The sequence below is a fragment of the Paraburkholderia sp. GAS206C genome, assembly GCF_050435645.1.
Lineage (GTDB): Bacteria > Pseudomonadota > Gammaproteobacteria > Burkholderiales > Burkholderiaceae > Paraburkholderia > Paraburkholderia phenazinium_B.
Window position 1 is genome coordinate 406,892 of the sequence record NZ_JBNDKR010000002.1, and the last position, 14,862, is coordinate 421,753.

14 protein-coding genes, 1 pseudogene and 1 riboswitch are annotated in these 14,862 nt (G+C 61.1%); of the genes and pseudogenes, 10 read left to right on the forward strand and 5 right to left on the reverse strand.

Features of this window, described 5'->3' with window-relative positions:
* Positions 1 to 4: 4 nt before the first annotated feature.
* Positions 5 to 1,375 carry an MFS transporter gene (locus tag P3T20_RS06240; protein WP_429286400.1) on the reverse strand — a complete coding sequence of 457 codons (1,371 nt, stop codon included), beginning with the start codon at positions 1,373 to 1,375 and terminating at the stop codon, positions 5 to 7.
* A 178-nt stretch (positions 1,376 to 1,553) separates the two neighbouring features.
* Between P3T20_RS06240 and P3T20_RS06245 the strand changes: the two genes are divergently transcribed.
* On the forward strand, positions 1,554 to 2,516 hold the full coding sequence (locus tag P3T20_RS06245; protein WP_429286401.1) for a LysR substrate-binding domain-containing protein: 963 nt from the start codon (positions 1,554 to 1,556) through the stop codon (positions 2,514 to 2,516).
* Between the two features lie 48 nt (positions 2,517 to 2,564).
* Here the strand turns inward: P3T20_RS06245 and P3T20_RS06250 are convergent, their stop codons facing one another.
* Together P3T20_RS06250 and P3T20_RS06255 are read right to left on the reverse strand one after the other, a co-directional pair.
* Positions 2,565 to 3,155: a TMEM165/GDT1 family protein gene (locus P3T20_RS06250; protein WP_429286402.1), complete on the reverse strand. Its 591-nt coding sequence runs from the start codon at positions 3,153 to 3,155 to the stop codon at positions 2,565 to 2,567.
* A gap of 12 nt (positions 3,156 to 3,167) precedes the next feature.
* A riboswitch (yybP-ykoY riboswitch) is annotated at positions 3,168 to 3,351 on the reverse strand.
* A gap of 73 nt (positions 3,352 to 3,424) precedes the next feature.
* Complete coding sequence (locus tag P3T20_RS06255; protein ID WP_429286403.1) at positions 3,425 to 4,420, reverse strand: alcohol dehydrogenase catalytic domain-containing protein; 996 nt, start codon at positions 4,418 to 4,420, stop codon at positions 3,425 to 3,427.
* Positions 4,421 to 4,573: 153 nt separating this feature from the next.
* On the opposite strand from P3T20_RS06255, the gene P3T20_RS06260 reads away from it, so the two are divergent.
* Positions 4,574 to 5,467: a LysR substrate-binding domain-containing protein gene (locus tag P3T20_RS06260; protein WP_429286404.1), complete on the forward strand. Its 894-nt coding sequence runs from the start codon at positions 4,574 to 4,576 to the stop codon at positions 5,465 to 5,467.
* A gap of 17 nt (positions 5,468 to 5,484) precedes the next feature.
* Here the strand turns inward: P3T20_RS06260 and dld are convergent, their stop codons facing one another.
* Positions 5,485 to 7,224: a D-lactate dehydrogenase gene (gene dld, locus P3T20_RS06265; protein WP_429286405.1), complete on the reverse strand. Its 1,740-nt coding sequence runs from the start codon at positions 7,222 to 7,224 to the stop codon at positions 5,485 to 5,487.
* Between the two features lie 152 nt (positions 7,225 to 7,376).
* Between dld and P3T20_RS06270 the strand changes: the two genes are divergently transcribed.
* The 4 genes from P3T20_RS06270 (at position 7,377) to P3T20_RS06285 (ending at position 11,440) form a co-directional block, all read left to right on the forward strand.
* Positions 7,377 to 8,273 (forward strand): LysR family transcriptional regulator, encoded by an 897-nt coding sequence (locus P3T20_RS06270; RefSeq protein ID WP_429286406.1) that lies wholly within the window; start codon positions 7,377 to 7,379, stop codon positions 8,271 to 8,273.
* Between the two features lie 123 nt (positions 8,274 to 8,396).
* Entirely contained in the window at positions 8,397 to 9,137 is a 741-nt protein-coding gene (locus tag P3T20_RS06275; protein WP_122152164.1) for an ATP-binding cassette domain-containing protein, read from the forward strand.
* Positions 9,138 to 9,163: 26 nt separating this feature from the next.
* The gene (locus P3T20_RS06280; RefSeq protein WP_429286407.1) at positions 9,164 to 10,189 is read left to right on the forward strand and encodes an ABC transporter permease; all 1,026 of its coding nucleotides are present in this window, start codon (positions 9,164 to 9,166) and stop codon (positions 10,187 to 10,189) included.
* Positions 10,190 to 10,447: 258 nt separating this feature from the next.
* On the forward strand, positions 10,448 to 11,440 hold the full coding sequence (locus P3T20_RS06285; protein WP_429286408.1) for a sugar-binding protein: 993 nt from the start codon (positions 10,448 to 10,450) through the stop codon (positions 11,438 to 11,440).
* A gap of 161 nt (positions 11,441 to 11,601) precedes the next feature.
* On the opposite strand, the gene P3T20_RS06290 is transcribed toward P3T20_RS06285, so the two are convergent.
* Positions 11,602 to 11,907, reverse strand: coding sequence for a hypothetical protein (locus tag P3T20_RS06290; RefSeq protein WP_429286409.1), 306 nt, complete (start codon positions 11,905 to 11,907; stop codon positions 11,602 to 11,604).
* A 120-nt stretch (positions 11,908 to 12,027) separates the two neighbouring features.
* Between P3T20_RS06290 and P3T20_RS06295 the strand changes: the two genes are divergently transcribed.
* From P3T20_RS06295 to P3T20_RS06310, 4 genes and pseudogenes are all read left to right on the forward strand, one after another.
* On the forward strand, positions 12,028 to 12,714 hold the full coding sequence (locus P3T20_RS06295) for a TetR/AcrR family transcriptional regulator (protein WP_429286410.1): 687 nt from the start codon (positions 12,028 to 12,030) through the stop codon (positions 12,712 to 12,714).
* A gap of 146 nt (positions 12,715 to 12,860) precedes the next feature.
* Complete coding sequence (locus P3T20_RS06300; RefSeq protein ID WP_074265631.1) at positions 12,861 to 13,148, forward strand: GCG_CRPN prefix-to-repeats domain-containing protein; 288 nt, start codon at positions 12,861 to 12,863, stop codon at positions 13,146 to 13,148.
* Positions 13,149 to 13,258: 110 nt separating this feature from the next.
* Entirely contained in the window at positions 13,259 to 13,831 is a 573-nt protein-coding gene (locus P3T20_RS06305) for a TetR/AcrR family transcriptional regulator (RefSeq protein ID WP_074265632.1), read from the forward strand.
* An 83-nt stretch (positions 13,832 to 13,914) separates the two neighbouring features.
* Positions 13,915 to 14,796: pseudogene (locus tag P3T20_RS06310) on the forward strand (NmrA family NAD(P)-binding protein).
* Positions 14,797 to 14,862 lie beyond the last annotated feature (66 nt).

The following is a 14,862-nucleotide window of genomic DNA, read 5'->3' on the forward strand; positions in this document are numbered from 1 at the left end:
GCGCTCAGCGCTCGGTCACGTTCGCGCGAGCGACGAGGGGCGCCTTGCCGTCGCCACGTATCGGCGTGGACGCACGGCTGCGCGGCACAATGGCGAGCAACAACAGACCACCGAAGCAGAGCACCGCGGCGAGCAGATAGAGCCCCGAAGTCAGGGACCCGGTGGCTTCCTTCATCAGCCCGATCGTGTAGGGTGCGACGATGCCCGAGGTCGCCCCGAGACTGTTGATGAAGGCAAGACCGCCGGCGACGAGCGTCGGCGCGATCGCCGCGCTCGGCATCGACCAGAACACCGGCAGCGTCGCCGAGATGCCGATCGCGCCGACGCTCAGGAAGGCGAGCGACCACAAGGTCGGCATCCCAGGAAGCGCCGAGAGGGCCAAGCCGCACGCGCCGGCGATGGCGGTCGCGGCAAAGTGCCAGCGGCGCTCGCCGGTGCGGTCCGAGTGACGCGCGATCAGCACGGTCGCGATCGCGGCACTGCCCCACGGAATCATCGAATAGAGGCCGATGTGCAGGGGATCTTTCTGGCCGAAGCCCTTGATGATGCTCGGCACCCAGAAGTTGAGCGCGTAGATCCCCGAGGTGGCGCAGAAGAACACCAGCGCGAACAGATAGACCCTGGGTTCGCGCAGCAGCGAACCCATCGTCTTGCCTCCGAGACGCATACCCACGAGTTCGCGCTCAGCGACCAGGCAGGCCTCGAGTGTGGCCGCTTCGTCGGCGGTGAGCCATGTGGCCGCGTCGGGCCGGTCCGCGAGGCGCACCGCGCAAATGACTGCCATGACGAGGCTCGGCAGACCTTCGAGCAGGAACAGCCACTGCCATCCGGCGAGGCCGTGGGCGCCGTCGAACGCAGTCATGATCCAGCCCGATAGCGGGCCGACCGCGACACCCGCGATCACGATGCCCGAGGCAAAGATGGCGATGGCCTTGCTGCGGTGTGCCTGCGGCAGCCAACTGCTCAGGTAGTAGATCACGCCTGGATAGAAACCGGCTTCGAGGACGCCGAGCAGGAGGCGCGCGGCATAGAACTCGTGGGGCGTGCGTACGAACAGCATGGCCGAAGAACACAGGCCCCAGCCGGCCATGATCGTGCAGAACACGCGCCGCGCGCCGAAGCGTCTGAGCAGGATGCTCGCCGGCACCTCGAACAGGACATACGTGACGAAGAAGAGGCTCGCGCCGAGACCGTAGGTGGCATCGGAAAACCTGAGCGACTCATGCAGTTGCAACTGCGCAAAGGAAATGTTGAAGCGGTCCATCGAGCAGAACAGGTAGCTCAGGAACAGGACCGGTGTCAGGCGCCGAACCACCTTGCGACAGACGGCATCCTGCGTTTCGTCGAGCGCGAGGACACCGGAGCGGGAAGTCATGCTTGTCTCCTTGATTGTGCCGATACGGTGCCGATCGGTTGCGCAGGCCGTAAAGGAACGGCCAGGCGGCTCTTTTATGTGTTCGGAGTATAGGAAGATCGCCCGATATGAAAAAATACCGAATCGAGATCGGCCGATAAGGCAAACTTATTAACGAGGGCAATCAGGGAGCGGGCATATGGAATTGCGTCAGTTGCGATATTTCGCGGCCATCGTCAAACACGGCAACATGACACGCGCGGCCGAGTCGCTGCATGTCGCGCAGCCGGCACTGAGCCAGCAGCTCGCCAGCCTCGAAGCGGAAATGCGCGGCCGGCTGTTTGAGCGCGGACCGCAAGGCATGAGCGTGACCCCCGCAGGCGAGATCCTGTTTCGCCACGCGCGCAGCCTGTTGCTGCAGATCGACGATATGCGCGAGGCCATCCATCACGAGATCGCGCGCCCTTCTGGCCGCGTGGTGATCGGCATCGCCGGCAGCACCGCGCGCATTCTGGCCGCGCCCCTGCTGACGGCTTTGAAGCCTTACCCGGATATCCTGGTGGAACTGGTGGAGCGTCCCAGCGCCGAACTCGTGGGACTCGCCGCGCAGGGCTCACTCGATCTGACCATTGCAGTGGACGCCGAGCGTGTGCGCGGCGTCTCGCTCACACCGCTCTTCTACGAACAGTTGTATGTGGTTCAGCGGCGTAGCCGCGGCGGTCGCAAGCCTGCAGCCAATGATCCGGATACGGGCCTACCGTCAATCACGCTGGCCGAACTCGCCGCGCAACCGCTGTTGTTGCCGAGTCCGCCGAGTACGATTCGCAGCCGCATCGAGAGCGCGCTGATTGCGGCGCACTTGCCCTACAGGCTCGCGGCCGAAGTGAGCGCGACCGACCTGCTGATCCGTCTCGTGGCGGCGGGAGTCGGCTCCACGGTACTGCCCTGGAGTGCGCTCGCCGAGGATGTGGCGCATCGGCGCATTGCAGCTTGTGTGCTGGCCGACGCCCCGCTGCAGCGGGAACTCTCGCTATGCGAGCCAGCTGGGGTGCCGCTGTCCCCGGCCGCCGAAGTGGTCCGCACCGCATTGCTGGCAGAGTTGCAGCAGCTTGCGGCGTCGCCCGGCTGGCGAGGGGTTGAGTCTATCGGCACTAGCGAATAGTGCCCTCCGCGGCCGACCGCAGAGATCGATCCGGCCCACTGGGCGGTGTTAAAACATCGGATGCGCGTTCGGATACAGCGCCGTTCTCAAGGCAAGGCCACCGAGCACCACAAAGATGATGGCCGCGAGAACGTGAACGGCTTTCGTCGGCAAGCGGTCGGCAAACTTGTGTCCCAGATAGATGACCGGCACGTTCGCCAGCATCATGCCCAGGGTGGTGCCCGCGACGACCCCGAAAAACTCGTGAAAGCGCGCAGCCAGCGCGATGGTCACGATCTGGGTTTTGTCGCCCATCTCCGCGAGAAAGAAGGTCACGGCCGTTGTGCCGAAGACACCCATCGTATTTTTCGAAACCGCTGAATCGGCGTCGTCCAGTTTGTCCGGGACGAGAATCCACACAGCCATCACCGCGAACGACGCGACGACCGCCCAGTTGAGGATGCCGGGTCGCAACACGCTTGCAAGCCATGCTCCTAGCGCGCCAGACGCCGCATGGTTGATAAGCGTCGCGGCCAGCACGCCAAGAACGATGGGAATGGGCTTGCGATAACGGGCCGCCAGCACGAGGGAGAGCAGCTGCGTCTTATCGCCGATTTCGGCCAGGCCAACAACGCTGGTTGAAACGAGAAAGGATTGCATGGGATGTTGTACCCGGGCCGCGCCGAAAAAACGCGATGACGCGCATTCCGGCGACCCGGTTAGGTCGGAATGCGTGTCATCGGTCTTGCCAGGCATTTCGCTGCGTACGCCATGGCAGGTCTTGCGACCTACCAAGCATGTTGACGTGCGCCCCTGAACGTCGCGTTCAGGGCGGCTACTCCCCAATGAGCAGGCGCGATTCTATCGCGCCGTGCGTTACAGATGCAACCTTCCTGTCGGAAAGGTTACAAATGCAATGGCCCGGTTACCTACGCGACCAGGATCGCCTTGGTCCCGTCAGACGGCTGGTAAGCCATGGCCTGTTCGATCTGGTCAAAACTGAATTCCTTGCCGGTTCGGGTCGTGAACATCGGATCGTCAATCACGCCGCCAAGTGCTTTCAGCGCGGACACGAGCTTCGCCGGCTCCTTCACCGTCCTGCTCTCGAAGTTGCTGAAACGCCTCATGGTCAGATTCTCCATCATGAACAGCACGGACTGAATCGAGATCGGCGTGCTCGCTCCGAGAAAGCCGTAAATGTAGATCGTGGAGTTCATCGGCAGGCTTGGCGCAATCTTGCCGAGCAGGTCGCCGCCGACGCCGTCGAATACCGCTGTCGTCCCCAGTTCGGCGGACAACGCGCCAAGCGTGCCGGTAAAGCCCTCGTTCGTCACGATCACGTGCCCCACGCCCAGACCGCGGAGCGCTTCCCGCGCCGCTTCGGTGCGCACAAGGAAAATCGCCGGCAGGTTTCTGCCGCGTGCGAGTGAAGCGAGCGCATGTCCCGTCGCCGAATTCCCGGCCGTGACGATGACGCCCTTGTGGCCCGCTTCGGCAATCTCTTCCAGAAACGCGAAGGCCGTCATGACATTGACCAGCGAACCGGAATAGTCCCTCGCACGCACATGCTCCGGCAGGATCACGCAACTCGTGTAGGGCACCTGCGCTCTCTCGCACCAGAGACCGATACCCTCGGCGCTTCTGCCGAGCGACCGGTAGATCGCCACTTGCCTGCCCGCATATTCCGCCGGCACGCCTGCCCCGACTGCGACCACCCTCCCTGCTCCCGACGCACCCCACACGTCACGCTGGCCCACTGCCAACGGGTTGCCCGCCGCTGCCGGCATTTTGAGGAACGTCTTGTCGCCATGGTTGATTGCCGACGCATCCATGTCGACAAGGACATGGCCCGGCGCAGGCTCGGTCGGGGTCGGGATGTCACGCACTTCCAGCTCGCGGCTGGGTGTCACACAAATCGCTTTCATGGATCAGCTCCTGATTGTTTCGGCTCCGCTCTCGATTCCGGTTGCGGCGCCAATGACTGCACAGCCCGTAACATAAGCAACTTCATCCATTGCCGAAACGTAGCTTCAGGACATACCATCAATTCCACTTTGGAATGAATGGCGGTGAAACACATGGACCGACTGGATGCGATGCGGCTGTTTGTACGTCTCGTCGAATGCGGCAGTTTTTCCGCCGTGGGGCGTGAGGAGGGAATCGGACAACCTGCGGTCAGCAAGCAGATCGTTGCGCTGGAAAGGCACCTCGGCGCGCAACTCGTTTTGCGTACCTCGCGCAAGGTCGCAATCACGGACGCGGGACAAGCCTTCTATGAATCGGCGAGACAACTGGTGGACGAGTTCGACGCGCTCGAGTCTTCGGTGGGCGTGCGCCAGCAGTCGCCACGCGGCCTGGTCAGGCTCAGTACCGCGCCAGCGCATGGCCGGCTTTGCATTACGCCGCTACTCCCCGAATTCTTTCGGCGCTATCCCGATGTCACGATCGAATTGTCCACGTCGGAGCGGCCTGTCGACCTGGTTGGAGAAGGGGTCGATCTGGCCATCCGTCATGGAAGGCTAGTCGACTCCTCGCTCACCGCGAGGAAATTGTCCGAGACCGATTTCGTGCTGGTGGCAAGCCCAGGCTATCTGGCCGCGAAGGGTGTGCCGACCCGGCTTTCGGAACTGGACGCGCACACCTGCATCGCGTTTGCGAAAGGCCGTGAGCGCAGCCCCTGGTCACTCAAGGTCGGGCGCGAAACCGTCTCTTACGTTCCGCATGGTTCGGTGATTACCGGCGATGCCGAGCATATTCGCGCGGCCGTGCTGTGCGGCCTCGGCATCGCGCAGGCGCCGTTCTGGTTGCTGGCGCAAGAGATCCGCTCCAGCGAGGTCAGGGTATTGCTGCCGGGCTTACAGCCGGAGAAGGTGCCGAGCCATGTCGTTTATCCGGCTGGCCGCCGGGTACCAATGCGAGTGCGCGTGTTTATCGAATACCTCGTCGCGGCGTTCGAGCGTCCTGAGGTTTGAGACGCTATTGACGTCAATTAAACCTCCGCTCCCCGATACTTCGCGAACTTCGATGTCTGGCCGATCCCTGGGTTGAAGCAGTTGCACGGATCGAGTTCCTGATAGAACGTCGCAAGCTGCGGCTTCGCGCGGTACAGGTGCCCGACATTGTGTTCCGCCGGATATTCGGCGCCGCGGCGGTCCAGCAGTGTCCACATCTTGTGTTCGACTTCGAGGCAGTCGTTGCCCTTCTTGACGATGTAATCCTGGTGGAACACATGGCAGAGGAAGTGGCCGTAATACATTTTGATCGAAATCGTCTCTTCGATGTCGCGTGGCAGCGTCTCGATCCAGTCGCGGTCATTGCGCCGCAATGCGATGTCGAGCGCGACGATGTTCGCCACGTCCCGCGTATGCACGGCGCGGTAGCGCACAGCCGCGCCGGCGGCAGCGAAGCGGTGCAGGAACGCTTTCGTGCCTTCTTCGTCCGTGCACTCGAAATAACCGCCAGTGGCATTGGCGAAGAAATCCGCGAGGAAAGCACGCGTCTCCTCGACACTTTCGGCCGAGACCTTCAGCATCAGATGATGCTCGTATTTGTCACGATACTGTTTCATGCGCGGCGGCAGATGGCTTGGAAAAAGCCGGCTCGCAGCCTGCATGACGCGGTCGGTGAGATGCGAAGGAAGAAAGCCGAGGCGATCGAACAATGCATCGAAGCGGCTCTTGAGTCCGAAAAACGCGGGCAACCGGGACGTGCCGAGATAGTTGATCGCAAGGAAGGTGTCCTTCCCGTATTCTTCAGCGATGTCGAAAGCGTCGCGATGGAGATATTCTCCCGAGATCGGCAGGTGCTTGAAGTCGTGCAGCGCGTGACGGCGGATCTCCGTGAGTTCGTCGGGTTGGTTCGTGCCGATATAGAACACTTTCGCGTTCTGCTCAATCGGGAACGTATCGAGCCGCACGCCAAACACCATCACCTTGCCGGCCGAGCCTGACGCTTCATGGAGGCGCTGTGGATCGGCGTTGAAGCGTGAGGGCGTATCGGCATCGATCTCACGAACATGCGTCGCGTAGCCGTGATCGGACCCAGCTCCCGAGTCGTGGCGGATATCGGCATCGGTGAATTCGCCGCGCTCAAGGCGGCCCAGGACATCCTCAGGTGTATCGCCGAGCTCGATTCCCAGATGGTTGACGAGGTTGAGTTTTCCTGCCGAATCCACCTGGCCGAATACCGCCATTTCCGTATACGCCGGGCCGCGATGCACCAGCGCGCCGCCCGAGTTATTGCAGACCCCGCCGAACACCGACGCGCCGATGCAACTCGAGCCGATCACCGAATGCGGCTCGCGGCCAAGAGGCTTCAATGTCTTTTCCAGCTGGTCGAGCGTCGCACCGGGAAGGCAGACGACCTGCTTGCCGGCGTCGATCACGTACACCGTCTTCATGCGGCTCGTGCTGACGATCACAATGTCGCGATCGTAGTCGTCGCCGTCCGGTGTCGAGCCGCCGGTGAGGCCCGTGTTCGACGCCTGCGTGATCACAATCACATTCGCTGCAATGCACGCCTGCAGCACTTTCCATTGTTCGACGATTGTACCGGGACGCACCACCGCGAGCGCCTTGCCTGTGCCAAACCGGAAGCCGGTGCGATAGCGGCGGGTTGAGCCATCATCGGTCAGGGCGTGCTCCTTGCCGACGATGTGGCGCAGATCCGCAATCAAGGTGTTAGCGGCATTATTCGCGACCACTGCCGACGATGCACGGGTTGCTGACATTGAAATCTCCTGAAAAATGTTGAGCAAGACGCGCACCAACCTGAAGCAGCCGGTCAGGCGTGACCTTTGAGCGCATCCGGTTGACACAAGGTTAAAATCAAGCAAGTCATTAGTCCAATATCTCGAAGCCACTTTTTGGAGACGAAAAAGATATGGAATTTCGTCAGCTACGTTACTTCCTCGCGGTGGCCGAGCATCTGCATTTCACCGATGCCGCGACGCATCTGGGTATCGCCCAGCCACCTTTGAGCCAACAGATTCTCAAGCTCGAGCGGGAAATCGGCACGGCGCTTTTCATCCGGCATCCGCGTCGCGTCGAATTGACCGAAGCGGGACGGCTCTTTCGCGAGAGCGCACGGCGCATCGTCGAGGATGCGCAACAGGCTTTCGTCGAAGTACAGAACGCGGGACGCGGAGAGACGGGGCGGCTTTCGCTCGGTTTCGCCGGTTCGACGGTGTTTCATCCCGTGGTCGCGACGACGATGCAGCAGTATCGGCACGCGTATGAGCGCGTGTCGATCAGTTGCGAGGAGAGCAACAGCTCGGCGCTGCTCGACAAGGTCGCCGAGCGCCAGCTCGATGCCGCACTGGTGCGCATGCCGCTCGATTGCGGGGAGTTGATCGTCGAACCGCTGGTGGATGAAGACATGTTAGCGGTTCTACCAGCGAACCATCACTTGAACCGGCGACGGCGCATCGATCTGGCAGACCTTGCGGGTGACCCGTTCATCCTCTTTCCACGGCCGATCGGCCCGGATCTGCATGACTCGATCATCGCTGCCTGCCACGAAGCCGGCTTCGCGCCCTCGATCAGCATGGAGTCGCCACAGATCTCATCGGCGGCAAATCTCGTGGCGGCTGGATTCGGCGTCGCCGTTGTGCCCGCATCGATCCGCCAGGTCCAGGTGGAAGGGGTGTCGTATCACGAACTGAAGGGCAAACCGCTATCGACGGGTATCGCGTTGATCCATCGGCCGCGCGAAAAGTCGCCCACTGTGCTGAACTTTGTAAGGGTCTTGCGGCAGCAACGAACCGGCGACCGCAGGTAAACCCCGGTAGCCACATGTCTTGCGAAAAGGCAACGTTGTGCTATAAAAAAATGCTGGTCAGCGTATCTTCCGGTCGCCCTGCCGAAGAAACGGGCGGCTCCACTGGAGCGAGAACGATAATCCATGAGTCTGTTGGAGCTCAGAGACGTATCCAAACATTTCGGCGCCATTCGCGCCCTGAACGAAGTGACGTTCAGTCTGGAGGCCGGCGAGGTAGTCGGTCTCATGGGGGACAACGGCGCCGGCAAATCGACCCTGGTGAAGGTCATTGCCGGTAACTTTCCGCCATCGCACGGCGAGATTCTCATCGACGGCAAGGCGGTGCATTTCAACCGTCCGGTTGACGCCCGTGGTCAAGGGATCGAAGTCGTCTATCAGGACCTTGCGCTCTGCAATAACCTGACGGCGGCAGCCAATGTCTTCCTTGGACGCGAGCCGCGCATCGGCTTCGGACCCATCCGCATTCTCGATCACGCAGCCATGTACCGGCGCGCCGGCGAACTCTTCAAAGAACTGAAATCGGAGACACGTCCGCTCGATCTGGTCCGGCAGATGTCGGGCGGCCAGCGACAGGCCGTGGCGATTGCCCGCACGCGCCTCTCCGAAGCGCGGCTCGTCATCATGGACGAACCGACGGCAGCCATTAGCGTGCGGCAGGTAGCGGAGGTGCTCGATCTCATCAAGCGCCTCTCCGAACATGGCATTGCTGTCATTCTCATCAGCCACCGCATGCCCGATGTTTTCACCGTCGCCCAGCGCGTGGTCGTCATGCGGCGCGGGCATAAGGTCGCGGACAAGAACATCGAAGCGTCGTCTCCGGAAGAAGTCACCGGCCTTATCACCGGAGCGATTGCCACCGCCTGAATCTGACTCGAACAGGAGTCCCGAAATTGAACGATCCGCAGGAACAGCCCACCCCCCTCTCGGCATTGCTCGATAATCCGCAAGCCGCGCGGACACATACCCGCTGGTCGGGGCTGCTCGCAAGCCAGGTGTTCTGGGTGGTCGCGGCCACGATCGTCGCCTGCGTCGTGCTCTCGTTCGTCACCTCCACCTTTGCAACGCCGCAGAATCTTTTCAACGTCACGCGCAATTTTGCCTTCGTTGCCATCGTCGCGCTCGGCATGATGGCCGTGATCGTCACGGGCGGCATCGACATTTCGGTCGGCTCGACGATCGGTCTGTCCGGCATCGTGCTCTCGGTGGTCATGAATGCCGGCTATCCGATCTGGGCGGGCATCGGCATGGGTCTTCTGACCGGCGGAGTCGTCGGCCTCGTGAACGGTTTCCTGATCGCCTATCTCGACATGCAGCCGTTTGTCGTGACGCTCGGCATGCTGAGCGTCGGCCGCAGCCTCGCGCTGGTGTTCTCCGGCAGCCGGACCATTTTCGATTTCGGTCCCGACGGCGCCAAGCTGCTCGCACTCGGCGGCGGCAAGACCCTCGGCCTCGCCAATCCTGTGTGGTTCCTGCTGGTCCTCGCCGTGCTGTTCTGGTTCGCCTTCGCGTTTACGCGCTGGGGCCGCTACGTGTTCGCGGTCGGCGGCAACCGCCATGCAGCCAATCTCACGGGCGTGCCGGTGCGTCGCATCATCTGCTCAGTCTATCTGCTCGCCGGGCTCATGGCGGGCGTCGCGGCCATTCTCGAAGTCGGCTGGCTCGGCGCGGTGACCACGGGCCTCGGCACCGGCGACGAATTGCGCGTGATCGCCGCGACCGTGATCGGCGGCACCAATCTGATGGGCGGGATCGGCAGCGCGTTTGGGACCGTGGTCGGCGCCGCACTCATCGAGGTGATCCGCAACAGCCTGATCCTGCTCGGCGTGGACTCGTTCTGGCAGGGGACGGTCGTGGGTGCGTTCATCATCGTCGCCGTGCTGTTCAACCGGCTGGGTGGCGAGCGGCAGGGAGATTGACATGTCTTCGGACGCACTGGCCGCGATTGCGACCGGTGCCTGGGGTGCGACCGGGCGAGACGCGGAACTGCCGGACGCAGGGGCTCACAAGAAACGCCATGTTCCGCAAGAAGGTTAAGGTCCGGAGACGGACTTGCCTTGCGATTATTACGACAATCGTGCGAGCAGACATAGGCACCGCAGAGCCGGCGCCTATTACTTTGTATGGGACCGGACGAGGCGCCAAAGCGCTCACTCCGGCCGACACAGGAGGCGACAATGAAGAAAATGTTGATGTGTCTTGCTGCGATCGGAGGGCTCGCTGTACTGGGCACTTCCGCGTCCGCAGCCGATAAAACCCTGGCGCTGGTCGTGAAGGGGCTCGACAACCCCTACTTCGACCTGATGCATCAGGGATGCGACCGGGCGAACAAGGAGCTCGGCAAACAGGGCTACACCTGCTACTACACCGGTCCCGCGACCGCCGCCGACGAAAGCGCTGAAGTGCAGATCATCGACGACCTGCTGACCAAGGGCGTTTCCGCCATCGCGGTTTCGCCCGCGAACGCGCCGGCCGTGGCCGAAGAATTGCGCCGCCGCAATGTAACGATCCCAGTCATCACCGCGGATGCCGATCTGTTGCCGAAGGATGCGTCACTGCGCAAGACTTATGTCGGCACCGACAACTACGAACTGGGCGTCAAGCTCGGCGAGCAGTTGAAGCTGCTGATGCCCAAGGGTGGCAATATCTGCCTCGTCATGGGGAACCCCGCGGCCGAGAACATCAACCAGCGCGCAGCAGGTACGCGTGACACACTCGCCGGCAAGAAGGGCGTCCAGAAGCTGGCGGGAGAAAACGGCTGGAAGGAAATCAGCGCCTGTCCGCTTTACGTGAATGACGATGCCGCCAAGGCGAACCAGATGATGCAGGACACGCTGACGGCCAACGCGACCGGCCTCGATGCCTTCGTGCTCGAGGGCGGTTGGCCGCTGTTTGCACCGCAGGCCTATTCGCAGGTCATTCAGCCGATCATGGACAAGATCAATAGCGGCAAGTTCGTGATCGTCTCGGCGGATACGCTCGGACCGGAGATCCAGGCGCTCAAGGATCACAAGGTCAACGTGCTCGTCGGCCAGCGGCCGGAGGAAATGGGCTACCGGTCAGCCATGGTCATGCGTGATCTCGCGGAAGGCAAGACGGTGCCGCCGGTCATCCATACGGGTCTCGACACATGCACCTGGAAGAACGCCGACACCTGTCTCAAGCATTGAGGACGGGTAGCGTCCATTAGTTGCGGGGATGGATGAGGAGCCGAGGCAGTGATGCCTCGGCTTTTTTGTTGGCGCTTTGTAGAACAGGCCATGCCCCCGAGGAAGGCTTCGACGCGGGCATTCGCTTTGGCGAGCGTGCGCGTCGGCTTCATGCCGAATGCCTACTCCCATGTCTTGCGGGCTTTGCCGAAGTGGATCGCCGAAATAACGCCCATCACGACGAAACCAAGACATCCTGCGACGAGCGCGGGGTCAGTCGCGGCGGGGATTCCATGGCGCGCAAGAAGAAAGCCTCCAACCAGAAGGTTGGCACACCCCCAGAGGACATTCACAAGCGGTGACGAGCGCCCTACTCCTCTTGGCGTTGCGAAGGGAGTGGGAAATGCCTCTCCCCTCAAGCCGCTCGCGAGATGCGGCAAGGAATTGCAGATGAATAGTCCGGAAAAGAACATTGCGATGTAGTACATGGCGGTAACCTGAGAGTTGTCTGGATTTGCGAGGGCATCCTCTCATAAATGAGATACTAGAGGCAAGCCTCGCATAAGTAATTTGAGGCCCTGGGAAGAGAAGCCGTCTTTCTTGCGCTATTGCTTCGTTACAACGGCCGGGGAAATATGAGAGGATTCGCTCTCAAAACCTCAACTATCTTCAGCGAGAACCTCGTTCCCATGCCATCCACCCGTCCTACCGTCGCGCAAGAACCAAAGAGACAGCGAGGCCGCGATCGCGTCGCGGCCATCATCGAGGCGGGCGTCAGGCTGTTTAAGGAAAAGGGCTTTGACGCGGCGACGATGACCGAGATTGCAGCGCAGTCGGGGACGGCGATTGGCTCGCTTTACCGGTTCTTTCCATCCAAAGAGGCGCTAGCAGACGCACTGCTCCTGCAGTACGCCCAACTTGTCGCGACGGAGTTGACGGCACTCGAAACGAACGTGTCGGGCATGTCGCCTGACGAAGTGGCCGATGCACTGATGGATTTCTCGCTATCAGTGCGCCCACAGCACAGCTTCGCGATTTCACTGCTCGAGGAGCGCGGCGGCCGAGACGAGAAACGCGTCGAGTTCAGAGATGCCATGCGTAGCCACATTGCAAAGATACTTCGCAGAGCGATTCCCGACCTGGGAACCGCCCGGTCGAGAACCATGGCTATTGTCGTCTTGCATACGCTCAAAGCCGTGACACGAGCCGAAACAGAAGCGCCCGCCACACGGACGCAAATCCTCTCGGAAATTCGCAAGCTGCTGCGCGTGTACATCGCCTCGGCTCATGACTGAGCGCCACTGGATGCGCGATCCAGAAATCACGCAAAAACGATAAGAAGCAGCCACGGCGAAGGCGCTCATTTTTGGCTAATTCTCGCCACGCAGAATGGCTCCTGTCAGCAAGAGCGTCTCACCCACACATGCGACAGGAGCCAATCATGAACATGAAACTTACTGCGTCACTCGTTATCGCTACGACAGCGCTAGCGTTTTCCATCGGCAACGCACAAGCAGCACAAGGCTGCGGACCGGGAGGATGGAGGAATGCCTGGGGTCAATGCCGTTATGCGGCTCCCGTTATCGTCCAGACCGCCCCGGTCGTGTATGCCGCGCCTGCGGCCCCCGTTTCGAACTACGCCTGCCCGCCGGGATACTGGCTCGGTCCGTGGGGACATTGCCGCAACACGCCCTACCATGGCCGTTTGCCGAACGGGATGTACCAGTGAGGCCGCCTGATGCATCGATCATGCGTCGCAATCGCACTGCGTGGACGGCTTGACTTTCTTTTAGATGATAACTATCATCTAAACCAAGATGTCACCGGGAACCACGAATCATGAGGAAATCCAAGGCAGAAACCGCCGAGACTCGTCAGCGAATCGTCGAGGTGGCCGCACGGGAATTCAGGGCCAACGGCATCCAGGCAACTGGCGTCGCCGACCTGATGTCCGAGGCGGGACTGTCTCATGGCGGCTTCTACCGGCACTTCGACTCGAAAGATCAACTGGTCGCTGAAGCATGCGAAGCGGGACTGACCACCATGATCGGAGAGCTCGAGGAAGCGGCCAAGGGCAGCGAAGGCAAGGACGGTTTCAGGGCTATCGTTGAAGCTTATGTTTCGTCGACGCATCGCGACGAGCCGGAACATGGCTGCCCGCTTGCCGGTCTGGGGAGTGAACTGGCACGCGCCGACGAACAGGCCCGCGCCGCGGCCTCACACGGGTTTGATGAGCTCGTCGAAGTATTGGCGAAACGCATCGGGCGCCGGCAGCGGGAAGCGGCAAGGTCCGAGGCTGTCTTCGCGCTCTCGGCCATGATCGGCGCCATCACGATGTCGCGAATCATTGCAGACCCCGACGCTTCACTGTCGGTATTGCAGGACGTCAGGCGACACCTCGAAGCGATCTAGGTATTCCCGGTGATTTTGCATCCGTCACTTCCTTTGACTTTTTGTGTGCATATACACCTACAGTGCACATTGGAGAATCCACCATGAAGCAACATCAATACCTCATCACGGGCGCCACTGGAAAAACGGGCGTCCATACGGTTCGAAATCTTCTCAAAGGTGGGCATGCCGTTCGCGCGTTCGTCCACAAGGAGGACGCGCGGAGTGCGGCGTTGCGCGAGGAAGGTGCCTAAGTCGTGGTTGGCGATCTTCTCGAGCATGACGATGTCATTCGTGCAATGACCGGTGTGACGGGCGCGTATCTTTGTTATCCCGTGCTTCCCGGCTATATCCAGGCCACCGCGTACTTCGCAGATGCTGCAAGACGCGCAGGCGTTGATGTTGTCGTGGAGATGTCGCAGATCTCCGCGCGGGAAGACTCAAAGAGTCATGCCGCACGCGATCACTGGATTGCAGAACGTGTGCTCGACTGGTCCGGTGTGCCGACCGTCCACATTCGCCCGACCTTCTTCTCCGAATGGCTGACCTTTCCGTGGGTGCTCGATTCGATCGTGCAGGAAGGCAAGATCACGCTGCCATACGGCGCGGGACGCCATGCGCCAATCGCAGCGGAAGACCAGGCTCGCCTGATCGCCGCTGTGCTTACACAACCGGCTAGCCATATCGGCAAGACTTATCCGTTGCTTGGCCCCGTCGAACTGAACCAGCAAGAGATTGCCGATGAGATCGGCAAGGTCCTGGGCCGCAAGATCACTTATAGCCCGTCGACCATCGAACAATACCGCGAGCATCTGGAGAAATATGGTCTGCCGGAATTCCTGATCCAGCATTTTCTCGCGATCGCTGTTGACTACCAGAACGGAATTTTCTCCGGAGCGGACGGCGTCATCAGTGAGATCACCGGGCGAGCCCCGCAAACCGTTGGTGAATTCGTGCAAGCCAATCGCCGCGCGTTCGAGCAGTAATTTTTCCAGGTATGCGGCTTTTTTAGTCTGTCAAAACATACTTCTCATGCAGTTATCTTAAAGGAG